The organism is Psychrobacter halodurans (genome assembly GCF_017498075.1).
In the GTDB taxonomy this organism is placed as follows: Bacteria; Pseudomonadota; Gammaproteobacteria; order Pseudomonadales; family Moraxellaceae; genus Psychrobacter; species Psychrobacter celer.
In genome coordinates this window covers 13260-36495 of the sequence record NZ_JAGBKN010000014.1, presented here as the reverse complement: position 1 = coordinate 36495, position 23236 = coordinate 13260, and the positions used below count along the sequence as shown (strand labels likewise).

Annotated in this window: 16 protein-coding genes; 6 read left to right on the top strand and 10 right to left on the bottom strand. The window is 46.5% G+C overall.

All coding sequences use genetic code 11. The annotated features are described in order from the left end of the window. The first annotated feature begins 92 nt into the window (after positions 1 to 92). Positions 93 to 4700: a UvrD-helicase domain-containing protein gene (locus J3491_RS07800; protein WP_207969743.1), complete on the top strand. Its 4608-nt coding sequence runs from the start codon at positions 93 to 95 to the stop codon at positions 4698 to 4700. Between the two features lie 101 nt (positions 4701 to 4801). Further along, positions 4802 to 7009, top strand: a complete 2208-nt coding sequence (gene recD, locus J3491_RS07795) for an exodeoxyribonuclease V subunit alpha (protein WP_207969742.1) — start codon at positions 4802 to 4804, stop codon at positions 7007 to 7009. A 75-nt stretch (positions 7010 to 7084) separates the two neighbouring features. Here recD and J3491_RS07790 read toward each other — a convergent pair whose 3' ends face one another. Together J3491_RS07790 and J3491_RS07785 are read right to left on the bottom strand one after the other, a co-directional pair. Next, on the bottom strand, positions 7085 to 7645 hold the full coding sequence (locus J3491_RS07790; protein WP_075100823.1) for a hypoxanthine-guanine phosphoribosyltransferase: 561 nt from the start codon (positions 7643 to 7645) through the stop codon (positions 7085 to 7087). Between the two features lie 90 nt (positions 7646 to 7735). Continuing rightward, the gene (locus J3491_RS07785) at positions 7736 to 8404 is read right to left on the bottom strand and encodes a hypothetical protein (protein ID WP_207969741.1); all 669 of its coding nucleotides are present in this window, start codon (positions 8402 to 8404) and stop codon (positions 7736 to 7738) included. Between the two features lie 352 nt (positions 8405 to 8756). Here J3491_RS07785 and J3491_RS07780 point away from each other — a divergent pair, with 352 nt between their 5' ends. The 3 genes from J3491_RS07780 (at position 8757) to J3491_RS07770 (ending at position 12015) form a co-directional block, all read left to right on the top strand. Continuing rightward, positions 8757 to 10436, top strand: coding sequence for a carbon starvation CstA family protein (locus tag J3491_RS07780; RefSeq protein WP_207969740.1), 1680 nt, complete (start codon positions 8757 to 8759; stop codon positions 10434 to 10436). Between the two features lie 126 nt (positions 10437 to 10562). Next, a complete protein-coding gene (locus J3491_RS07775; RefSeq protein WP_207969739.1) occupies positions 10563 to 10874 on the top strand; it encodes a cory-CC-star protein in 312 nt (103 codons plus the stop codon). An 82-nt stretch (positions 10875 to 10956) separates the two neighbouring features. Then, positions 10957 to 12015, top strand: a complete 1059-nt coding sequence (locus J3491_RS07770) for an ArsA family ATPase (protein WP_207969738.1) — start codon at positions 10957 to 10959, stop codon at positions 12013 to 12015. A 4-nt stretch (positions 12016 to 12019) separates the two neighbouring features. On the opposite strand, the gene J3491_RS07765 is transcribed toward J3491_RS07770, so the two are convergent. Together J3491_RS07765 and J3491_RS07760 are read right to left on the bottom strand one after the other, a co-directional pair. Continuing rightward, complete coding sequence (locus tag J3491_RS07765) at positions 12020 to 13633, bottom strand: DUF3482 domain-containing protein (RefSeq protein WP_207969737.1); 1614 nt, start codon at positions 13631 to 13633, stop codon at positions 12020 to 12022. Positions 13634 to 13699: 66 nt separating this feature from the next. Beyond that, positions 13700 to 15067, bottom strand: coding sequence for a DUF2868 domain-containing protein (locus tag J3491_RS07760; protein ID WP_207969736.1), 1368 nt, complete (start codon positions 15065 to 15067; stop codon positions 13700 to 13702). A gap of 317 nt (positions 15068 to 15384) precedes the next feature. Between J3491_RS07760 and J3491_RS07755 the strand changes: the two genes are divergently transcribed. Then, on the top strand, positions 15385 to 15849 hold the full coding sequence (locus J3491_RS07755; protein WP_243456225.1) for a Rossmann-fold NAD(P)-binding domain-containing protein: 465 nt from the start codon (positions 15385 to 15387) through the stop codon (positions 15847 to 15849). Between the two features lie 40 nt (positions 15850 to 15889). On the opposite strand, the gene J3491_RS07750 is transcribed toward J3491_RS07755, so the two are convergent. The 6 genes from J3491_RS07750 to acnD all read right to left on the bottom strand — a co-directional run bounded on the left by J3491_RS07750 (position 15890) and on the right by acnD (position 23188). Next, a complete protein-coding gene (locus J3491_RS07750) occupies positions 15890 to 17413 on the bottom strand; it encodes a bifunctional 2-methylcitrate dehydratase/aconitate hydratase (protein WP_207969735.1) in 1524 nt (507 codons plus the stop codon). A 150-nt stretch (positions 17414 to 17563) separates the two neighbouring features. Then, complete coding sequence (locus J3491_RS07745; protein ID WP_207969734.1) at positions 17564 to 18163, bottom strand: GNAT family N-acetyltransferase; 600 nt, start codon at positions 18161 to 18163, stop codon at positions 17564 to 17566. 152 nt (positions 18164 to 18315) lie between these two features. Beyond that, positions 18316 to 19557 carry a 2-methylaconitate cis-trans isomerase PrpF gene (gene prpF, locus J3491_RS07740; protein WP_100749609.1) on the bottom strand — a complete coding sequence of 414 codons (1242 nt, stop codon included), beginning with the start codon at positions 19555 to 19557 and terminating at the stop codon, positions 18316 to 18318. Between the two features lie 250 nt (positions 19558 to 19807). After that, entirely contained in the window at positions 19808 to 20068 is a 261-nt protein-coding gene (locus J3491_RS07735) for a Txe/YoeB family addiction module toxin (RefSeq protein WP_025646994.1), read from the bottom strand. Positions 20069 to 20088: 20 nt separating this feature from the next. After that, on the bottom strand, positions 20089 to 20400 hold the full coding sequence (locus tag J3491_RS07730; RefSeq protein ID WP_025646995.1) for a type II toxin-antitoxin system Phd/YefM family antitoxin: 312 nt from the start codon (positions 20398 to 20400) through the stop codon (positions 20089 to 20091). Positions 20401 to 20542: 142 nt separating this feature from the next. Next, complete coding sequence (gene acnD / locus J3491_RS07725; protein ID WP_207969763.1) at positions 20543 to 23188, bottom strand: Fe/S-dependent 2-methylisocitrate dehydratase AcnD; 2646 nt, start codon at positions 23186 to 23188, stop codon at positions 20543 to 20545. Positions 23189 to 23236: the final 48 nt, after the last annotated feature.

Sequence of the window (23236 nt, the reverse complement as noted above, 5' to 3'; positions counted from 1 at the left end):
CTAGTTGATTGCTTACTAGTTGTTTACTTATTATTTAACACGGTTCGTTTTTTACCCTTTGGTATGACAAATAATAAAAAGTGTACGCCCCTATGAAAGAATTTACTGCCACTACTCACACAATGGATATTTCTACCCAATCACTTGCATCCGATGCATGGCAGGATATGGATGACCGTGAGGGTACGCATGATGACATGACTAAGCCTAAGAATGAGGCAGAGGTGATACCAGCGATTGAGGTGGCATTGACAGGTCGGCATCTTATCGAAGCATCAGCCGGTACGGGTAAGACTTGGACACTTACGGGCATCGTACTGCGCTTGCTCATTGAAGCACGGCGCGCGCCAGAGCAAATCATTGCAACGACCTTTACTCGCGCTGCGGCAGCCGAGATGCGTCAGCGCATTCATGATCGTTTGGTGGATTTTTATCAACTGCTGCAATGGGTCAATAGCCTGAGTACCAACCCTGCAAATAAAGAGCATTTATATCCATCCATCCTACAAGTGACGCCAGACAGCGATAAAGATAAGGAGAATAGTCAGGTAAGTCAGCACGCAGACACGGATACGACTGCTAAAAAAGACGCTGATGAACTCAACCAAGACATTGCTTATGACTATGGTAAAGCCCATGACAAAAAAGCCGCGGCCAAAAAACGTGTACAAGCAAAACAAACTCGTGAAAAATGGCTAGTCGCGCAGGCAAAAGATGCGCGCTTAGATGACATCATGCAAGATCCTATCAATCTGCATCTGGTTGGCTACTTGCTTGATCATGTATATAGCTATCCGATGACAGAGGCGATTCGCCGCACGGCGCTGGTATTAACCACCTTGGACAAGCTGTTTGTCGGTACCCTCGATAGTTTGGCGCAAAAGTGGCTTACAGAATACAGTAGCGAGACAGGCCACCAACAAGGCATGGCCATTATTGACGACAGTAGTATCGAGCAAGTGACGGACAGTATCATTCATGATGAGCTGCGTCAGTTTCAAAGCCGACTGTACCATGAGCAGCCCAAGCTTTATGCATTGATGCATCAGCAAGGCAAGCTGACGGCGGTGGGCGACCACAAGGGCTTTGTCACGCGTTCGCTGAATTTTATCTCTGCGCCGATTGATGAGGTAAGGCTAGCAGATTTTGATTTTAGTCTATATGAGCAGCTATTGCATGAGTTTTCGACATTGGATTTGGCAGATATTCAGCCGTATTTAAACCCTGATTATCGAAAGTCTCAAGGGTTTAATGGTGGTTCCAATTTATTCAAGCAATTTGATGCCATTATTGAGGTGCATCAAAAAATAGCGGAACATCAGCTGGCGTTTACCAGTTATTTAAATGAACGTGAAAATAAGATTCTTACCTCATTGCAGGATTCTAGATATCCCAATGAAGAAGGTAAAATTAAGAATTTTAATAAGAATAGAGAAAAAGAGCATGAAGCGTTTTTCGCATTAGACACCATTAGCAAGCTCATGGCTATCTTAGATATGGTTGACGGTTTAAATCAGCATATTGTGATGTTGCTGGCCGATCTCAATCGCCATATCGTGCTGGCGGTGCGTGACAGACTGCCGGTTATCTTAGAAGAGCGCGGTGAGACCACCTTTAGCTTGCAGATGGTACGGTTAAACCAAGCATTGACCGGTCGGCAAGGAGAGAAGCTGGCGCGTTATATTCGTCATCACTATCCCGTGGCATTGATTGATGAGTCGCAAGACATCAATGGCGAGCAAGCCATTATGATTGAAAGCATCTATCTGCCGAAGCGTAAACCGTCGGCCAATGATAAGCATGCTGCTAGCAATAAAGCCAACCATGAGTTTTTGCTATTGGTAGGTGATCCTAAGCAGGCCATTTATGGCTTTCGCGGCGGTGATGTCGCCAACTATAACTATATGAAAGCCCAGTTTGACAAAAGCAGCCTATGGACGCTCGATGTTAATCGTCGTTCAAACGCCAGTGTGATTAATGCCCTAAACTGTTGGTTCGGTATGCCTGCGCCAGTGACTCAAGAGAATAGGCTGGCACAGTTAGGTAGTGGTATTTATTACCAGCACATTAAAGCTGAAAAGCAAGAAAACCAGCTGTCTTGGTTTCGTCAGCCAGACATGCCAAACAGCGACCTAAATAGCGATTCGGTAGATGACTTAGTAAATGACGTGCTCTCTGCTCAGCCCGTAAGTGTATTGCACCTGCCTTATGATAAAACGCTTGAGTACGACGAGTTTGAGATCACAGCGCGTCATATTGCCACCTTGCTCAGCAGTGGTCAGACACTTAAAGGTAAGCCTATTCAACCGAGCGATATCGGCGTGCTGGCACGTGCCAAAAAAGACTTAAAGCAAGTCGAAGACGAGCTTGTCAAGCTTGGTGTGCCGACTCTAGCCACCAGTGATGTCAGTATCTTTGAAACTATCATGGCAGAGGATGTGGCAGCGCTGCTAAGTGCCATGCTATACCCGTATCGTCACGATATGATCAATCGGGTGCTGACCAGTCATTTATATGGCCTGAGCATCAGGGATGTCAAAGCCATGATGACGAACCATGAGTCAGGGGTTATAGATTTAAATAGCGCTAATATACAAGCCATTGATAATAAGAAAAGCTATCAAGACTTTATTAGCTATTTAAAAGAAGGCGCCCAGCGTTGGCAGCACTTTGGCATATTATCGGCCATGCATTACTTGTTGGACAAAAGCCCTGTACAGCCACAAGGCGTGTGGCAAGCATTAGCCGCGCATCCAGAAGGCGCACGTCATATCATGGATTTGCGCCATGTGATGGATATCTTGGCGCAGTATGGTATCGGCATGGGTGAGTATGAGCTGCTAGCGTGGTTTAGACAAAACATAGATAGCGCGCCGAGCAGTGATTGGGCTAAGCAATATCCGCTACCGACAGAGTCTGGCGTGCAGCTAATGACCATTCATAAGTCTAAAGGACTAGAGTTTCCCATTGTCTATGTGCTGGGTATGGACGATGCCAGTAGAAAATCAGGTAATAAAGAAGACTATGGATTGTATCTCTATAATGCGCAACAAAACCCTAGCCAGCAATATGCTACTCAACAAGATGCTGTTCAACAAAGTCAGTCAGCGTTGGCGCAGCAATCGACAGGCAATCAGCGCCGATTCTCACCAGTGCAAGACTCTGCGACCACAGACGGCTACTATACCGATATTGAGACGCAGGAGGGCTTTGATGAGCTGCGCCGGCTTGGTTATGTCGCCTTTACGCGCGCCAGTGAACAGCTTTATGTGGTATTAAAAGATGCTTATAGAAATACTGATTGCAACTTCAGGCCAGTGTGTTATTGGTTTGACTCCGAGGAGGCCAAGTTTGAATTGCCAGATAGGCTTAAAGGCACCATAGGCATGATTAGAGGGCATAAGATCGATGCGTTTTATCGCGATAACTGCGCGACAGCAATAAGCTCATTAACGAATAATGGCGCGCTTGCCACGACTAAGCCCAAAACCGAGCCTATTAAGTATGATGATTTTTCAGAGGTTATGAAAATCAATTATTTTTATGGTTGGGCCAAGACCAGTTTTACCGCTTTAGCACGTCAGCTAGATGAGTCGGCGCAGACAATGGCTGTGATGGATGAGCGTATAGATGATGCGGTAGATATTGATGTTGATATCAATATCACCGAAACGTCAGTTTCACCGTCACTGGGTGGTCATGAACCAGATAGTCATGAGTCTGCCGCGCAAGTCGATCAGGCAAGTCTCAAGTTAGAGGATGATATTCGTTTTACCTTTGTCAAAGGTGCCAATGCGGGTACGTTTTTGCATGAGATATTTGAAAAAATTGATTTTAGCAATAAATCGCAGTGGCCACAGGTTATCGATAGGGCTGTCAGTAGCTATCAGCTGCCGCTGGTGTATAGCAGTGCTGAGGCCCAAAGCCGTCGCCTACAAGCAAAGACGCAAGACAAAGGTGGTAGTGCGTCATTAAATACTGATTTATTGGATTCGGAGGCGATCGATGTTAGTAAGCATGAAGCGCTCATTGACTGGATAGAAGAGGTGCTGCATACGCCGCTCTTAGCGTCTGATCAGCCGTTACACGCTATTGATGCAGGTCATAGGTTTGCCGAATTAGAGTTCAATATGGGGCTATCAGAGCGTTTTAAAGCACAGAATATCAATCAGCTCTTTGAGAAACACCTACCAGATGAGACCGACAAACACATCAATCTGGTTCCGCAAAACAAAGCGCATTTATATCGTTATTTACGTGGTGAAATCGATTTGGTGTATGAGCATGCTGGCAAGTATTATGTCGTCGATTATAAAAGTAACTTTTTAGGAAATAGCCTAAGTGATTATGACGAAACCACGCTCAAGCGAGCAATGTCGAAAGCAGGGTATTGGTTACAAGCCGCCATTTATCAAGTGGCATTGCATCGGTTTTTGTCGATGCGAATTGCTGATTATATAGGCAATGAAGCTAAGTATTTGGGCGCGGTGGAGTATGTCTTTTTACGAGGCGTATATGATCCAGCTGCCCCATTAGCTATTGAAGCAGAAGATGTTAATACCCTTGACGGAAGCAACTCAATGCATAGTAATTCAATGAAGCATAAATCAATAAGTAGTGCCCGCTACGGATTGGTGACTTGGGACATACCCATTGATTTTATTAAAGCCCTAGATGCATTGTTTGGCCTGCCCAGTTAGCAGGCTATACAACATGCATGAAATCACGAATTTGATGCAATAAATTACTATAGCGATTAATTCTATAAATATAGAGAAGAACAGACCATGAGTAATAGTCTATGAAGAATAATAAGAGTAGCGCTGCTATTAGCTTACAAGAAAGTTGGGCCAGCAACATCAGTGACTATATTTTGCTACGTCGTCAGCAAACGCAGGTGGCCTATAGCAAGGCCGATGCAACGGCTAAGGACAGTAGTGCAAAAGTAGACTCAGCATCAGATAACGGCTTATTTACCGCTCTATTTACTATGTTGGCTGCGCATTTAGAAGAGGGGCATACTGTACTCACCATTCAGGAAACTGAGAATGAAGCGCCGCATAGTGGTCAGATTGGTGGCGAGACAGTGACACTATATGCGTGGCAACAGCAGCTGTTAGAGATGCTAGCAATGCCGCTTATTGCCTTGATTGACACTCAAATAGCGGTTCAATCAGAGGTTGATATTACGGCTGAGGCATCAATATTTGTGTTGCTGGAGAATTTGTTTGCTAAGCAAGACCAGCTATGGGCGCAGCTGGCACTTAGCAATCATGAAAAAGAGATGTTGGTTAAAAGGTTTCATGCAGCAGCGGCACTCTACCAGTTATTGAAAAATAGTAACTTAACGTTTTTTTCTAAGTTAATCGATGAGCACACTTTGTTCGCTGACGTTAATGCTAACGCAAACCATAATGAAAATAAAAATAGCCTAAGCAAAAGTAATCAACCTATCGTTTATCAGCACATTAACAACAAAGAGGCTGATAAACACAACGCAGCAATCACGTTTTGGTTACACCGAGCGTGGCAAGCAGAATTTAACTTAGCGGCGCGCATCAATACTATTTTAGACCAACAAGTAACGCCGCTTGAGATAGCAATACCTGACAACCTTCACGAAAATCAGATAAAGGCGATTGATATTGCCAATAAAAATGCCTTTAGTATCATTACAGGTGGCCCAGGCACGGGCAAGACTTACACCGTGGCGCAGCTGGTGATGGCATTGCAGCAAGCGACAGAGGGTAGGGGAGCGGCACATGAAAAAATCAAGTTTAGTACAGACAGTGCTAGCCTAGCGTTAGCCGCGCCAACGGGTAAAGCGGCACAGCGTATGCAAGAGTCTTTGCAAGCCGCGTTAGACGCCGCGAACGTCGAGCTACAATTACAAGAAGCCAAAACTATTCATCGCTTGCTGGGCATTGGACGTACGGGCAGACCGCGTTATGATGCCAATAATCCACTGGGCGAAGATATCATTATCGTCGATGAAGCATCGATGCTAGGGGTAGAGCTGGCAAATCACCTTGTCAGTGCAGTAAAGCCTGGGGCGCGACTGATATTGTTGGGTGATGCCAACCAGTTGGCTGCGGTAGATGCAGGGGCAGTATTGGCTGACTTGTGCCGTATTCCGCGCTTGCAGGCGATTCATGCGGAGCTCACAGAGAGTCGCCGATTTACCGCTGACTCTGGTATCGGTAAACTTGCTTATCAAATAAACAAAATAGAGACGGATACGCAGGCTATTTGGCAGTTGCTAAAACATGATGAGGCGCTGGGCTTTGAGTATATAAACAATATCAATAGCTTACCAAATTCATTAGCTAAAGACATTGCTATAATAAATAGCCTAAGCAATAAAGAAAAAATCTCGAAAACAGCTAAGCATTACAACCCATATTTAAATAAAATCAAAACTCTCCTGCAAAACCCAATAGAAAAATCCGTGCCAAAAGCAGTCAAAGCAACTATTAGCTCACTAATGAAAACCTTCAATCAGTTTCGCATACTAACTGCTGGCCACAATGGTGAGTGGGGCGATCACTACATCAATAACTACTTTACCCAGTGGCATCTTGATGAGCTAAAGCTGCCTCTAGGTCAAAACACTTGGTTTCATGGGCGCCCTGTCATGATTCTACAAAACAACTACGAGCTAGGGTTGTTTAATGGCGATATTGGTTTTTGTTTACAGACTGGCGATAATCGCAGCCGACTTGAGGTGTTTTTTGAAAATAAGGAGCAGGGGATTGATGTTAACTTGCTCAATGAAGAGGTTATCGCCACCGCTTATGCGATGACCATTCATAAATCACAAGGATCAGAGTTTGATCATGTAGTCATTACTTTTGACAATAGTAATGCAAGACTGCTGAGTAAAGAGCTGATTTACACCGCTGTGACACGTGCCAAAAAGCAAGTAACCATATACAGTACAAAACACGCACTAGAAAAAGCTGTTCAAACGCCCACTGAGCGCCATACAGGGTTAGCCTTACAGTTTTAGAGTCACTACTAACCTGTAAGCAAAAAAAAGCATCCGATTAGGATGCTTTTAAAAATGCCCGCTTAAATAAAGCGCTTACGCTTCTTCTTTAATGGCATAAATACCTGGCAGATGACGTAGATAACCATGGAAATCCATGCCACAGCCATAGACATAACGGTCTGCAACGTTGATACCGACAAAATCTACATCAAAGTCAGCAACTTTGCGATCATGTTCTTTATTTAGCAGCACGCAGCATTCGATAGACAGCGGTTTTTCTTTACCAAGTTGTTCTACGATGGCTTTTAGGGTGATGCCTTCGTCAAAAATATCATCGATCAGCAGTACGTGCTCACCTTCGATACTGACATCAGGCTTAAATTTCCAGTCTAGCTCATTGGTACCTTCGTTATCACGGTAGCGTGAGGCATGGATATAATGCATACGATGATAAAAAGTCAAATGGGTCAGTAGTTGACCAGCTGGAATCAATCCGCCGTTCATCACGACCATGACGATAGGATTTAGGCCAGCGTAGTGCAGGTTGAGCTGAGCGGCCAGACGCTCATAAGCTGCGGCAACTTCGATACTGCTAATAAGGCACTCTGAGTTGCGTAGGGTTTTTTCGATTTCTTGGTTACTAATTTGGGTCATGGGTTGCGCCTTTGATAAAAGTGCCGCCTATTTTAGCAAATTTTACTAAATTTGCCCAACACTACAGCCTTAATAAAAATATAATATTCGCTATTCTGGCTTTTTTACGATAAAGGGACGGTAATAATTGGCCAAACGGTTTAAGGAAGTATCTGGCAAGTCGGGCAATAGCTTGTTTAATGCCATAGACATGCCTTTGTCGATGGCCGCTTTGGCAACGGGCACAGATTTGCGTTTGATCATGCCAAGCTTTAAGGTTTCAGCATAGCGGCTGACAAAGTGTGTCAACGTCTCCTCGTTCATGGTTTCAAGCGCGGTCTTAAAGGTTTTCATATCTGTATGCTCAGGCGTAATCGCTGCAAAGCCTTTGTCGATGGTCATGGCATCTTTGTCAGACAGCTGAAAACCAATGCGCTTGATACCATCATTATCGATAAACGTCGCTCGATCTCTTAAGAAATGAAAGCTGGGTAGCACTTCTTCGTTGTTTTCTTTACCCAGTAGGATATTTAATAGCGTGTCCGTCGCTTTTTCAACGGTGCCGATCACTTTGCGCATGGCTGCTTGACGCTCAGGGTTTGGAATAGTGTCCACTAAGCCGACGAGTAGGTTGTCAATCAGGTCACGCGCGGTTTGGTGAGTCAATGCGTCGCGATAAGGGTAGTAATCTACTGACTCATTTGATTCAACCACTTGCTCTGCTTCAGTAATAAGCGCTTTTAATTTTTCTGAAGGAACGAATCCAAAATAGTGTGTCATGCTAACTCCTTTATTTGTTGTTTTTAACGTCTTACTACTGTTGTAGCCTTTGTAACCTTAAATAAATCAGTTACTATCTAAGGCATGTCTTCTATCAAAACATACAGGAAGTGAAGACATACTTATAGATAGATAAAGAAAAATTCATCAAAATTTTTATTCATTTATCGAGCGTCTTAATCTTAAAATACCATATGAAAAATCGGTGATTGCAACCAGTAATCAGCTGCTATTTCTTTGATAGCAATGTTCTGAGGCTTTCATCGCTCACTAATTTAGCATACTTTTTGGATTTTGATTTAAAAAGCTTGAACTCATAAGGCTATCTAATACTTGTCTAGGGAGAGATAAGATGAATAGTGCTATTGTACTGCTAATCGCAGTTGCCGCCATGCTCTGCGGTTATGTGTTTTATTCAAAATTTATCGCCACAAAAATTCTGGCATTGGACAACAGTCGTCCCACGCCAGCTCATACCATGAAAGATGGGATTGATTACGTCCCTACCAATAAGTATGTATTGTGGGGCCATCATTTTACCTCAGTGGCAGGGGCGGCACCGATCATCGGTCCAGCTATTGCAGTGATTTGGGGCTGGGTGCCTGCCATCATTTGGGTGGTGTTGGGGACTATTTTTATGGCGGGTGTCCACGATATGTCCGCTATTTGGGCGAGTATGCGCAATCGCGGTCAGTCGATTGGCTCTATCGCTGGTACGGTCATGGGCACACGTGTGCGTAGCTTGATGATGGTCGTGATATTTTTATTGTTATTGATGGTCAATGCGGTGTTTGGTGTTGCTATCGCCAATATGATGATTAAAACGCCGTCTGCTGTACTACCAGTATGGGGCGCGTTAGTCGTGGCCTTTATCATCGGTCAGTGTATCTATCGCTATAAGATGAATCTGGTTTGGGTATCTATCATTGGCGTCACTGCTTTATATGGGCTGATTTATCTTGGCCCGATGTTCCCTGTGGTGTTACCTGAGACCTTTATAGGTCTTCCTGATAATGCCCTGTGGATCATTATCTTATTTACTTATGCGGCGATTGCATCGTTATTGCCGGTGTGGATGCTATTGCAGCCGCGCGATTATATCAATGGCTTGCAGTTATTTGTCGGATTGGTTTTATTGTATGCGGCAGTATTTATCGCGACGCCAAACATCGTCGCGCCAGCCGTCAATACCGCACTGCCAGTTGGTACGCCTTCGCTGCTACCATTATTATTCGTGACCATTGCCTGTGGCGCTATTTCAGGGTTTCATGGATTGGTGGCGACTGGGACGACCTCCAAGCAGATCGATAAAGAAGAAGATGTGCGCTTTGTTGGGTATTTTGGTGCACTGGGTGAGGGGATGCTGGCGCTCGGTGCCATTCTTGCGGCCACTGCCGGTTTTGCCAGCTTAGGAGATTGGCAAGCGGTTTATCAAAAATTTGGTGACGGCTCTGTTGGGGCGTTCATCGATGGCGGTGCCACTATACTCAACGCCGGTGTGGGTATCGATATCGTGCTATCCCAGACCATGCTTACCGTGATGGCAGCTTTGTTTGCTGGTACTACGATGGATACTGGTGTTCGCTTGCAGCGCTATATATTTCAAGAGTTTGGTGAGATTTACAAGCTCCCCGTACTGAGCAAAAGCGTCGTGGCTACCTTGCTCGCCGTAGGAAGCTGCTTGCTATTGGCATTTGGCGCAGGAGGTATCGATGGTGCTGGCGGTATGATTATCTGGCCACTATTTGGTACGACTAACCAGCTCATGGCGGCCTTAACCTTGATGATCGTCACGGTTATCTTACTGCGTAAAGGTAAGCCTGTCTGGTATACCTTAGCGCCTTTGTCATTTTTACTGATCATGACTGTCTTTGCCTTATTAATTCAGCTAAAAACGTTCTTTAATGATGGTAATTGGCTACTCATTATTATGGATATTGTCATTTTAATCGCCACGATTTTAGTGACGTTTGAGAGTCTGTCGGTACTGCGTACAGAATGGACATCGCATAAAGGTAAAACGGACTCCTAGTTGAGGTTAGAACCTATCATTCATATCTTTATAAAAAAACGCTAGCAGCAATTGCTGGCGTTTTTTGTATGAGGTAGGCATGATAGATATGCTAAATAAGCAAAATAAGAAAGAGGTAAGGACATCATGGAAGACAACCCAATAGCAAATCAGCCAAAAGGTACAAGCCAACGAGAAAATAAAGCACCATGGTGGCAACGGTTTGCCGCTGGACTCAATGAGTTTTATCACGCGCCATATCGCCAGACGATGGCACGGGCAGCACGGGACGAAGAGGATTTTTTTATGCTGATGATGTTTGCAGAGAGTCTCGGTATTGATAGTCCTGCCAGCTTTTATACCCTTGAGCTACAGCCTCTATTTTTAGAAAACTTCCATGAATGGCACACCCGTATGGGTATGGATAGATGTCCCTTTGATCATGTTGGCTGCTGTTAGGTGCTGATTTAGGAACTGTTATTGACTGTTATTGTTAGTTATTATGATTAATTGCTCCGTGAAATTTAATTGAGACATAAATATGGCCTTACGTCCTCTGCATAAACTCATAGACCAACTGGCAGATCAGCCGATTATATTCGTCGGTGGTAAGGGCGGTGTGGGTAAGACCACCACTGCCGCAGCGCTCGCCAGCGGTTATGCTCGCCAGCAAAAAAAGACACTGATAATCTCAACCGATCCGGCCCATAGTCTGGGCGATGTGCTCAATGTACGGTTGAGCCATGAGAAAACAGCGGTCACGCCTTATCTTGATGCTATCGAGCTAAACCCTGACATCATCGTCGATGCGCACTTTGCTCAAGTGCAGCGCACCATCAGCGCCTATGCCAACCCCGATATGATGCCCAAAATTCGTGAACACCTGCGTCTATCTAAGTCGGCACCTGGCGCACAAGAAGCGGCCATGCTCGAGTCCATGTGTCAGCACCTCGTCAGCGCCGCAGATGCCAACTCTGATAAGAAGTATGAACATATCATATTTGATACCGCGCCAACTGGCCATACGTTGCGTTTGTTGGTATTGCCTGAGATGATGGGCGCGTGGACAGATGGACTATTGGCACAGCAAAGGCGGCAAGCCAAATTGCGCTCGGTGGCAAACCATTTAGACAGCCCCCATCAAACGCGTGGTAGTGGTGGTCGAAGTGGTCAAAAAAACAGCGATCATGATGTGCCAAATCCATTTGCTGCAAAAAAATCTGATCGCTGGGAGCAAGCAGTATCCGTACTAGAAAAGCGCAAAGCACTGTTTCGTCAGGCAGGCCTACTGCTGCATGACCGCGGCCAAACGGCGATTGTCTTGGTAATGACCGCTGACGTGTTACCACTGGCTGAAACCAAACGCGCTGTCTCACAATTAGAGGACAGTAAACTGCCGCCTACGGCGATAGTGGTCAATCAGCTGATCACACCGACGCAGGCAGATGCGTTTTGGCAGCATCGCGCCGAGCGCCAGCAGCAGCTACTGCAAGACATTGAAAGTAGTTTTCCCCATTATCCGCTATACCCAATCCATTTGCAAAAAACAGACGTACGCGGTACGGATGCATTAAGTACCTTGCTAGAGGCTTCATGCTAGCTGGTCACTCAGGCTCACGTGATTGTAATTTACTCGCCAGCGACCATGCCATATCGGCACGTAATAGCTGAGCCTGCTCGGATTTACCGCTACTGAGCGATGACCACTGCGGTTTGCCGCGCGCTTTTTTGAGCTCGCTTGGTAGTTTGTGTGTCGGCCATGGTGTGACGGTATGGTCGTCGTCATCTAACGCTGGCTCTATATTGGGTTTTTCACCTTTATATAGCAATTGCGTGGCATCGGTTGCTGCATGACCGCGATGGCGCAGGGCGGTGAGCAAATCTATCGCGCGCGTGGCGAGTAAGGTTAGAGTGGCAGGGTCGATATATAAGCGCTTTACCCCAGTGATTTTATCAGCAATGCTACTGGTATTAGACAATAACCCACCTGCGATACCACCGATAGCAGCGCCCAATCCCAACGTCGTGCCAAGGGCCGCCGCATCAATACCCAAGCCTAATAGTGCACCTGCTGCCGCGCCCGATGTGGTGCGGATACCATAGCTTTTGAGTAGCTCAGGATCAAAAGGATCTTGCTGATAGGCTTGTAATTCAAGCGGGGTGGCTGCTACCGCATTATCATAAAACTTATATAAATTGAGCAAATTGTGCTGCATCGCCCGTTCGCTTTGTCTCACCGCTTCTTGCATTTGTGCAAGTATGGGCATTGGGTCATCATCTTCATTAATCTCATGGACAAAAGCGGCAACATTTAATAAAAAGTCGGCAATGATGATATTGGCTTCATCATACAGCTGCGCCCAGTTCTCCGTACGGCGCGCCATTAGTTGCTCAAGCATCTCTGAGTGAGTGAGCATGGTGGCGAGATTTTGCCATAAGCGCATCTCGTCTTCAAATTCAAAGGCGACGGAATCAAAGCGCGTCGAGATATGCAGATTGCGTCTTGCCAGCATCGTTTGCCAGTCATCGATATTGGCATCCTGACTGTCGGTAAAATTAAATACTGGCATCACCGGTATCGCCGCCCAAGATAAAATAGCCAACTCGTCTTTGTATTTACCGAGTACTGGCTCACGCGCATCGACGACATAAATGGCCATATCACTTGCCAGCAACTGCCGAATCACTTTGGCTTCTTGGCTATAGTCGTCATTGCCGCCACTGCTTGTTAGCGCATCACCACCTTGGGCGATATCTGCGGCCAAAAATTGCTGCAAACGCTCAATACCATCACGGCGACTGGCCGTATTGTCTTCTAGCCAATCCATCAGCCCTGAAGCGTCTTCTAGGCCAGGGGTGTCATATAGTATGACCAAGTCTTCACCGGTTTGGCTGTCTGTGAGTTTGGCTTGCTCCACATGACGCGTGGTGGCCGCCTCATTTTTGACTTCACCAAAATAAACATCACGTAATAGTGTGCGCAGGATAGAGGTTTTACCTGTATTGGTATGGCCAACGACTGCCAGTTTCAGCGCTTCGCCACTGGCGATGGTTGTTTTTTTGCCAGCGTGCGCTGTCAAGTTGTTTGATTCTTCAGTGGCGTGAGTCTGCGTAGATGCTGTTGGCGCGGCCTCTACATACCCTACACGAGGCTCGTCTTTTAGGGCTTTGTCGGCAAATAGGCCGACGGGCTGACCATTGGTTTTATTATTATCCATTTTATGTTTCCGTATTATTCATATGTATAAACGCTAGAGCTTTTGTGCAAATACCAAAAAACGTGACTAACTATCCACTAGGCCAATGTTTCGCGCCGCAAGGGCGGTTTGCCACTGTTGATAGCGAGTGTCTTGGTTTGCTATGGTCTGCCCCGAGTTTTTTGCCAAAATGCCATCACCAAGCAGCTGGATAATAAGCCCGTCTGCCGCATGCTCTGCGATACGATCGAGTTTACGCAGTGTGCCGCGATCAGGCAGCGCATTACTATGAACGCCTAATAATACTTGCACGGGGTACTTATCAAGATAGCTTATCAAGCGCTCCATATCATCGCGATCATCAACGATACCGAAATCCTCTATCTCACTATTATCATTAATCTTGACATCCAGACCGGATTGCCACCAGTTGTCTTGCTTTGCTGGATACTCGAGCAGGGCCACCAGTTTTTTACCAGTGCTGACCGTCGCTTTTGGCGCGACAGGAGCGGGTGCTTCTTTAAAATCATCAACATCAACCACATGACGCTGCCAAAAATTCAAAATCTTTTGATAATAAGGCTGCTTGATATCTAGGCGCATTTTTTTGCGGCGAAACATCAACGCACAAAACGCCCAAGCGAGTGCTCTGGGTACGATACCATACATCAGCAAGCTTCCTACCAACAGCCCCGCCCATTGCCGCGCGGCAGACAGCGGCATCACCTCAGTCACCAGACGGCTTTGGGCGATAGCAGTACTGTCTGGCACATCAAACCCCACCATACTTGGCAGCCAGCCGAGTATCTGAGTCAACGTGATAAGCGCCTGATCAGACAGTAAGGTCGACTCCCAGCTAAAGCTGTACTGACGCACGATCAATAAAAACACAATGGCCAGCAGCATACCCGTCAAGGTAGCGAGCCATAATTGATGGCTAAAACCCCCCAAATACCAGCGCATACCGCTGTGCTGTAGTTGACGCTCGTACAAGTCAACGGCTGCTTTGGTCACATCGTCTTTACCACGAATAAGATAGCTGGGACTGACAAAACTGGCAAACCAATTGGACGATTGTTTGCCTTGATTGATGAGCGTCATCGCAAGCCAGCCTAAGAGCATAATCGTATGAAAGCCAAGCAAACAGACCAGTACATAAAAGAAATTAACCACACTGGTCTGAAGTAGGGCAAACAGTCCTAGAAACCCTGAGATGCACCACACCACACTCATGACTACCATGATGCCTTTTATGCGGCCATCAATCTTACCGAGCACCCCTGCCAGCGCACCGTTACTGTCAATACGTGAGGCGCGGCGGTGCAATTTTTGGATAGGTTTTCCATCCTCACCTTGCAGTTTCTCAGTAATCAGTAGCGGGTCAGTAGCAAAGACATGCTGCTGCGTCTCAAGCGTGCGCACCAGCTCAGTCAGTTGGTCTTGGGGTGATAGCATAAGATATCCGTATAAAAGCGTTGGTCAACAATCATCAGTTTGATTGTGTGAATGATTATTGTAGCTTATATCGTATGGCGGTGACTTCGGTTATTTTTAGCGTTTTTTCATAGTAAATGTAAAATAAATGCGCCAAAATAAATAATGAAGATAAGCAGCATCCTATAATACAGATAACCATAAGGCCGATATTATGAAACAAAAAAATTATTTGGTCATTGGCGGCACCGGTGGTATCGGTCAGGCGATTGTGAAAGAGCTATTACAACGGACTGCTAATGAACAAAGTGATGGAAATATAGGAAATACAAGGGTATATGCCACTTATCACAAAAGTCAGCCTGACTTTGCCGCAGAGCACGCAGATAAATGCCTTAGCCAGTCTACTGATTGCCAAGCATATCAAGCCATTACTCGCAAAATCTAAACGTAGTGCGGATAAGCCTGCTATTTTTGCGACCATATCGGCGCGTGTGGGCAGTATCAGTGATAATAGGCTTGGCGGTTGGTACAGCTACCGTATGAGTAAAGCGGCACTGAATATGGGTATGAAGAATTTGAGCATTGAATGGAGTCGGTCGCTAAAGGATGTCTGCGTGGTCGTCATGCAGCCAGGTACGGTTGATACCCAGTTATCTTCACCGTTTCAAGGTAATGTGGCGGACGAAAAGCTGTTCTCGCCAGCCTATAGTGCGGCGCGTTTACTGGAAGTGCTCGATAGTATGAGCGCTGCCCAATCTGGCAGTTTTGTCGATTGGGCAGGTGAGTCGATACCTTGGTAAAAGATAGGTAAAACGGGTGATTGATAAAATCGTCAAATCATTAATTGGCGACAAATAAATCCATAAATTCATTGACCGGTGTTTGCTCTAAGCGGCTTTGGTCATCACATAGCGCAAAGATATCGGCACAGCGACTGTCAATAAAACGTGTGGCCAAACTGGCGCGAAACTTGGCTTTTAGTACTGGAATGCCTTCTTTGCGGCGACGTTTATGGCCGATAGGATACTCAACGGCGACTTTTTCAGTGTGACTGCCGTCTTTAAAAAACACCTGAATGGCATTGGCAATCGAGCGCTTACTAGAGTCATGATAGTCCGCTGAATATTGTGCATCTTCTACGACCACCATTTTGCTACGCAGCTCATCGATAGATAAATGCTGCTCGTGATAGTCGTCTTCGTAGTTTTCTGCCATCAAGTCGCCCGTCAATAGAGGCACCGCGACCATGTACTGTAAGCAGTGATCGCGATCGGCGGGATTATCAAGTGCACCTTCTTTAGAGATAATGCGAATGGCTGAATCATGGGTGGTTAGGACAATTTTTTCGATATTATCGATGTTGTCTTTGACATGAGGGTGTAGTATCACGGCCGCCTCGCACGCGGTCTGGGCATGGAACTCGGCAGGGAAGCTTATCTTAAACAAGATGTTTTCCATCACATAGCTGCCAAACTCGCGCTGGAAGGTAAACCGTCGCTCGCCTGTAGGCTTGAGTGCCAAGTCTCTATTGGTATGGCTAAATAGCACATCATAAAATCCCCATTGCGGCGCGGTTAGGGCGCTTGGGATACCCATCTCACCGCGGCGAGTGATATCGACCAAGCGTACGGCGCGGCTGGTTGCATCACCTGCCGCCCAAGACTTACGGCTACCAGCATTTGGCGCATGGCGATAGGTACGCAGTGCTTGGCCATCGACAATCGCTTGCGAGATGGCTGCCATAATGCGTTCGCGTGGTAATTTATAGAGTTTGGCAACGACAGCGGTTGAGGCAAGTTTGACCAAAAATACGTGGTCAAGACCCACACGGTTGAATGAGTTGTCTAAGGCAAGCACCCCTTGTATCTCATGCGCCATGATCATCGCCTCTAGCACGTCACGCATGAGCAGCGGTGCTTTATTTTGGCGGATATTTTGCTGACTGATATAGTCCGCCACCGCCAAGATACCGCCTAAATTGTCGGAAGGATGACCCCATTCGGCCGCAAGCCACGTATCATTATAATCAAGCCAGCGCACCATACAGCCGATATCAAACGCAGCTTTTATAGGATCAAGTCGATGGGAGGTGCCGGGCACGCGCGCACCGTGGGGAGTGATTTGCTCGCGGCACTCAGGCCCTAGGTGCTTGGTACATTCAGGAAAACGAAGTGCCAGTAGTCCGCAGCCGAGTGTATCCATCAGACAGTAACGAGCCGTATCCCATGCCTCAGCACTATTTGGCGAGTCATCATCAATCGAGTAGCTCAGCACATAGTCGGCGATTTTTTGGATCTCATCGTCGTATTCTGGACGGATATTACTCTCGACGGTAGCGTTTTGAGTATTAGATATAGTAGACATAACCGTTACCTCTTCCTTGAGTCAGATACTTGTATTCTCACAAAGTAACATACTCAATCTAGCAGCACAGTGACGTCATGTAAAAACACAAGGCCGATACTTCTATTTAAAAGCCTATATTCTTAAGCTTAGATTCAACAAATGACTATCTTATGTCATCAAATAAATCAGCCCTGCGACAAACATCAGGCTAAAAAGTAAAAGCAGCACACCCAACACCTTACTTGCCACCCCCGAGCCTGCTGACGGTGGTTTTTTGACTTTGACTTTTTTGAGTAGCGGCAACACCATGGTGGCGTGTTCGATATTGTCTGTCAGATAGCGCTCGCCTTCGGTGACAAACCCCAACGACTCATAAAAGCTGAGCAAGTAGGTCTGCGCGGAGATAATAATGGGCTTTTTGCCGTACTTTTTGCGGCAGTATTTGATAGCATGCGTCATGATTTGCCGCGCCAGCCCTTGATTGCGATACTCACTGAGTACCAGCACCCTGCCGATAGCAGGCATAGAATACGCCGGATTTTCTAGCGATTTTTTGGGATTAAAGGCAGGTGGGATAATACGGCAATAGCCAACCAGCGCGGCGTTTTGATGCGCGATAAGATGTAAGCAATCAAAATCCACCTCATCCATGTCTTGATAAGCGCAGTTTTGCTCGACGACAAACACCTGCGAGCGGGCTTTTAAAATATGATAAATATCAACCGAGGTTAGCTCATCAAAGGTTTTTATAGAAAATTCACACGTCATAATTTACAGGCTTTTGGCAGTAGGCTAAAAAACAAGAGAAACATCATAAAGCAGTGGCATTATAACGATTTAGCCCTTTATCAACCATGGATAGTTTGACAGATTTTATCTGCATTCAAACGATCAAACTATCCGGTATGGCGTTAAATATCTCAAAAACTATCCGCTGGTACAAATACCTCGCCTGTCATAATACGGCGCGCAGAGCGGCTCATCGAGACTTTTTTGGCTTGCCAGCGGCCGTCGACTTGTTCGGTCTTACCACCGACCAGTAGCGTCCCTGATGGATGACCAAAACGCACCTCGGTCAGCTCGCCGCCGCCAGCCGCCTCATTGACCAATGTCCCTTGTGTGGTGGCCGCTGCCGCAATGGCGACCGCTGCGGTGCCCATCATCGCATGATGCAGCTGTCCCATGCTCATAGCGCGTACCACTAAATCGATATCGTTGGCATCAACTTCTTTACCACTCGACGCGGTATAACTTTGTGCAGGAGCGACCCAAGCGATCTTAGGAATATGTTGGCTCGCTTGTGCCTCAGACTCCTCTTTAAATAGTCCCATAGCGACGCCGCCACGAGCGCGAATTTTTTCTAGTTTTACTAACGTTTCGCTATCACTATTAATATCGCCTTGTAATTCTGTACCGCTAAAGCCTAAATCTTCCGCTTTCATGAAGATAGTGGGAATACCCGCGCTAATGAAAGTCGCCTTAACGTTATCTTTATCCAACCCACAATCTGAGACATCAAAGTCATCGACGAGGTTATTGGTCGGGAACATATCACTGGAGGAGTCTACTGGGTCAATGAACTCAATCTTGACCTCAGCAGCGGGGAAGGTCACGCCATCAAGCTCAAAGTCTCCTGTTTCTTGCACTTGCACCTGACCATTCTCATCCTTGTATACAGGCACATGGGCGATAATGGTTTTGCTGATATTCTCCTGCCAGATACGCACTTCGCAAACACCGCTGTCCGCGTCTTTATCAATACTACTAGCAATTTTGTCTGCATCGACCAAGCCCATATTAATCGCACAAGCACCCACGGCGGCGGTTAGGTTACCGCAGTTACCCGCCCAATCAATCATCGGCTTTGCGATATTAACTTGTCCAAATAGATAATTAACATCGTGGTCTGCTTGCCTTGCTTCAGACAATATCACCGTTTTTGACGTACTAGAGCTACCATTACCCAGGCCGTCGATTTGCTTGCCATACGGGTCTGGGCTACCAATGACACGCAGTAAGAAATTATCAAGGGCTTGGCCTGGTTCTTGGCAACGCTCAGGTAGGTCAGATAATTTAAAGAATGTGCCCTTTGAGGTACCGCCACGCATGTAAGTGGCGGGGACAGAGAGTTGCGGGGCGAAAGTAGGTTGGTTTTGGGTCATTGTTGGAGTCCTTTATATATTTATGACTTGTTTATAGTTTTATTGGTAGTATAGAGTGATCAAGACTAATTGAAATAGAGGTTGTTATGCATTTAGGAAAAGAACAAAGTGATAATTCGGCAAAAATTAATCAGATAATGCAAGATAACCCTGATTTGTCTTATGAGTTCATACGTCAATTATTAATCGCTCAAACAGAGATTGAAATAGGTCAGGTTACACCTTTTTAAGTTTGGATAGATTTAAAAAGTTAATAATGATAGCGACAAGAAATAATAGTCAGATAGTTATCATCAACTGCGTATACTAGACGGTTAGAATCATCGATACGCCTAGACCAAAATCCTGATAGATTTTCTTTTAAAGGTTCGGGCTTGCCGATGCCCTCAAATGGATTGCGTTTACACTCTGTGATTAACTTATTGATGCGTTTAAGGGTTTTTTTATCTTGCGTTTGCCAATATAGATAATCTTTCCAAGCGGCATCCGTCCATGCTAGCTGTTCATTCATAGCTTTTACTCGCAGTAGTATTAAGCATCTTCAGCATCGGTTTCATCGCTTGAATAACTATCAGCGTCCTCTACATCTTCATTATCTATTAAATCACGCACTGCCGTCTTGCCAGCTTGATACTGCGCAATTGATTTTGCTAAATGAGCGGCATTAGCAGGAGATTTTAATAAATAGACGGTTTCCATCAGGCTGTTGTAGTAATCAAGGGACATGACCACAGCATCATCTGCATCACGGCGAGTCACAATAGTGGCATTGGCATCGTCATTAACGGTGTCTAAAACCGACTTTAAATGCTTTCTCGCTTCTGAAAAACTAATTACTCTCATAACAGTCTCCAATACTTGTACAGTTAATAGTACATGTTACGCTATTTATAAAAGTATATCAATAATTATAAAAAAGCCGATGCCATATAGACACTCTATACAACATCGGCTTATTTATTACTTATACGCTATGTCTTAACGCTTACGCAATATCTAGCGTGCCTTCGATAAACTCTTTGGCAAAACGCTGGAGCATACCGCCAGAGTTGTACATTTTTACTTCATCCGCCGTGTCTAAGCGGCAGATAACAGGCGCTTTATCAACCGTGCCGTCTGTGCGATGAATGACCAGAGTCATATCACCGCCAGCGGAGACGTCCCCTTCGATATCAAAAATCTCAGACCCGTCAATGTTTAGCGTCTCACGGTTGGTGCCTTCTTTAAACTGCACGGGAAGAGCGCCCATGCCGACGAGGTTTTGGCGGTGGATACGCTCAAAGTCTTCGGCGACAACGACTTCCACGCCAGCCAGACGCACGCCCTTTGCCGCCCAATCACGGCTTGAGCCTTGACCATAACCGTCACCGGCGATGATGATCAGCGGCTGCTCACGATTCATATATGTCTCAATCGCTTCCCACATGCGCATGACCGTACCTTCTGGCTCTACGCGAGCGAGTGAGCCTTGGATAACGTTGCCTTTCTCATCACGTACCATCTCATTAAGCAACTTCGGGTTGGCAAAGGTGGCACGCTGCGCAGTCAAGTGATCGCCGCGGTGGGTGGCGTATGAGTTATAGTCTTCCTCAGGCAAGCCCATGGTATCGAGATACTCGCCAGCGGCGCTATCACCCATGATGGCATTAGACGGCGACATGTGATCGGTTGTGATGTTATCACCAAGCACAGCGAGTGGACGCAGACCTTTTAACTTATTCATTGCCGCCATCTTACCTTCCCAATACGGTGGACGGCGAATATAGGTACTCATTTCGCGCCAGTCGTATTGCGGGTCGATGACCGACGCTTCATTACGGCCTGCCTGCGCTTTGGCTTCATCAAACATCGGGATGTACACTTGGTTAAACTGCTCAGGCTTGACCGCTGATTTGACAATAGCGTCAACCTCCGCATCATCAAACCAGATATCTTTTAGATACACATCGTTGCCGTCTTGGTCTTTACCCAGTGAGTCTTTTTCGATATCGAAGCGGATGTTGCCTGCGATAGCATAAGCGACCACAAGCGGCGGCGAGGCGAGGAACGCTTGCTTGGCATACGGATGGATACGACCATCAAAGTTACGGTTGCCCGATAGCACAGCGGTACTAAATAAGTCGCGATCGATGATTTCTTGCTGGATATCTGGGTCCAGCGCGCCGCTCATACCGTTACAAGTGGTACAGGCAAAGGCCACAACATCAAAGCCTAGCTTTTGTAGCTCAGGTAGCAACCCTGCTTCCTCTAAATACAGCTTAACGGTTTTTGAGCCTGGCGCTAGTGAGGACTTCACCCAAGGCTTACGAATGAGGCCTTTTTCGACGGCGTTACGGGCGACGATACCAGCGGCCACCATGTTGCGCGGGTTTGAGGTGTTGGTACAGCTGGTGATCGCAGCGATAATGACGGCACCATCTGGCATCTGGCCATCTTTTGGCTCAGGCAACTTATTATCAGCGCCGTGAGCGATGCCCTCGGCCACAAGGTCGGTCGTCGATACGCGAGCATGGGGACGTGACGGCCCTGCGATGTTGCGTACGACTTTTGATAAATCAAAGCGTAGTACGCGCTCATACTCAGCCTCTTTTAAGCCATCAGCCCAGAGGCCAACTTGCTTGGCATAAGCTTCTACGGTTTTAATTTGTTGCTCGCTGCGACCGGTGAGGCGCAAGTAATCAATGGTCTGCTCATCGATAGAGAACATCGCAGCAGTAGCACCATATTCAGGGGTCATATTAGAGATGGAGGCGCGGTCACCAACCGTTAGGTTTCGTGCACCTTCACCAAAGAACTCTAAATAAGATGACACCACGCCCTCAGTGCGTAAAAACTCGGTCATCGCCAGTACTAAATCGGTACCAGTGATGCCTTCTTGTAGTTTACCTGTCAGCTCGACACCGATGATATCTGGCAAGCGCATGTATGAGGGATTGCCCAGCATCACGCTTTCGGCCTCTAGCCCGCCGACACCGATAGAGATAATGCCAAGCGCATCGACCATCGGCGTGTGGCTATCGGTGCCGACTAGGGTGTCAGGGAAGGCGATAGCATCGCCGTCTTGGTCGGCGACCACTTGTACGACAGGCGACATTTTTTCTAGGTTGATTTGGTGCATGATGCCATTACCAGGCGGGACGACGTTGACGTTATCAAAGGCGTACTGGCACCAGTTGATAAAGTGAAAACGGTCTTCGTTACGGCGTTCCTCGATGGCACGGTTTTTTTCAAACGCATCTTCTTCAAAACCGGCATGCTCTACGGCTAATGAGTGGTCAACGATCAGCTGCGTCGGTACGATGGGATTTACTTTGGCAGGATCACCACCTTTTTCGGCGATGGCATCACGTAGCCCTGCCAAATCGACAAACGCGGTCTGACCTAAGATATCGTGGCATACCACGCGGGCAGGATACCAAGGAAAGTCGACCTCTTGCTTACGGTAGATATGCTGCGCTAGCGCCTCGGTCAAATCCTCAGGTGGGCAGCGGCGCACGAGGTTTTCGCATAATACCTTTGAGCTAAAAGGTAGCTTGGCATAAGCACCAGGCTCGATCTCATTGACCGCTTGCTCGACATCAAAGTAATGTAACTCGGTGCCGGGCAATGGCTTTTTGTACTTATCGTTCATGGTTTGCGGGTTAACTTGCGTTAACGGCTGTTTGTTGTCTGTCATGAC

Coding starts and splice junctions, on each gene's coding strand:
- J3491_RS07760 (WP_207969736.1), bottom strand. CDS start 15,067: ATGCTATCACCCCAAGACCAACTGACTGAGCTGGTGCGCACGCTTGAG.
- J3491_RS07780 (WP_207969740.1), top strand. CDS start 8,757: ATGAATAGTGCTATTGTACTGCTAATCGCAGTTGCCGCCATGCTCTGC.
- acnD (WP_207969763.1), bottom strand. CDS start 23,188: ATGAACGATAAGTACAAAAAGCCATTGCCCGGCACCGAGTTACATTAC.
- J3491_RS07770 (WP_207969738.1), top strand. CDS start 10,957: ATGGCCTTACGTCCTCTGCATAAACTCATAGACCAACTGGCAGATCAG.
- J3491_RS07775 (WP_207969739.1), top strand. CDS start 10,563: ATGGAAGACAACCCAATAGCAAATCAGCCAAAAGGTACAAGCCAACGA.
- J3491_RS07765 (WP_207969737.1), bottom strand. CDS start 13,633: ATGGATAATAATAAAACCAATGGTCAGCCCGTCGGCCTATTTGCCGAC.
- prpF (WP_100749609.1), bottom strand. CDS start 19,557: ATGACCCAAAACCAACCTACTTTCGCCCCGCAACTCTCTGTCCCCGCC.
- J3491_RS07745 (WP_207969734.1), bottom strand. CDS start 18,163: ATGACGTGTGAATTTTCTATAAAAACCTTTGATGAGCTAACCTCGGTT.
- J3491_RS07735 (WP_025646994.1), bottom strand. CDS start 20,068: ATGAATGAACAGCTAGCATGGACGGATGCCGCTTGGAAAGATTATCTA.
- J3491_RS07790 (WP_075100823.1), bottom strand. CDS start 7,645: ATGACCCAAATTAGTAACCAAGAAATCGAAAAAACCCTACGCAACTCA.
- J3491_RS07800 (WP_207969743.1), top strand. CDS start 93: ATGAAAGAATTTACTGCCACTACTCACACAATGGATATTTCTACCCAA.
- J3491_RS07755 (WP_243456225.1), top strand. CDS start 15,385: ATGCCACTTATCACAAAAGTCAGCCTGACTTTGCCGCAGAGCACGCAG.
- J3491_RS07730 (WP_025646995.1), bottom strand. CDS start 20,400: ATGAGAGTAATTAGTTTTTCAGAAGCGAGAAAGCATTTAAAGTCGGTT.
- J3491_RS07750 (WP_207969735.1), bottom strand. CDS start 17,413: ATGTCTACTATATCTAATACTCAAAACGCTACCGTCGAGAGTAATATC.
- recD (WP_207969742.1), top strand. CDS start 4,802: ATGAAGAATAATAAGAGTAGCGCTGCTATTAGCTTACAAGAAAGTTGG.
- J3491_RS07785 (WP_207969741.1), bottom strand. CDS start 8,404: ATGACACACTATTTTGGATTCGTTCCTTCAGAAAAATTAAAAGCGCTT.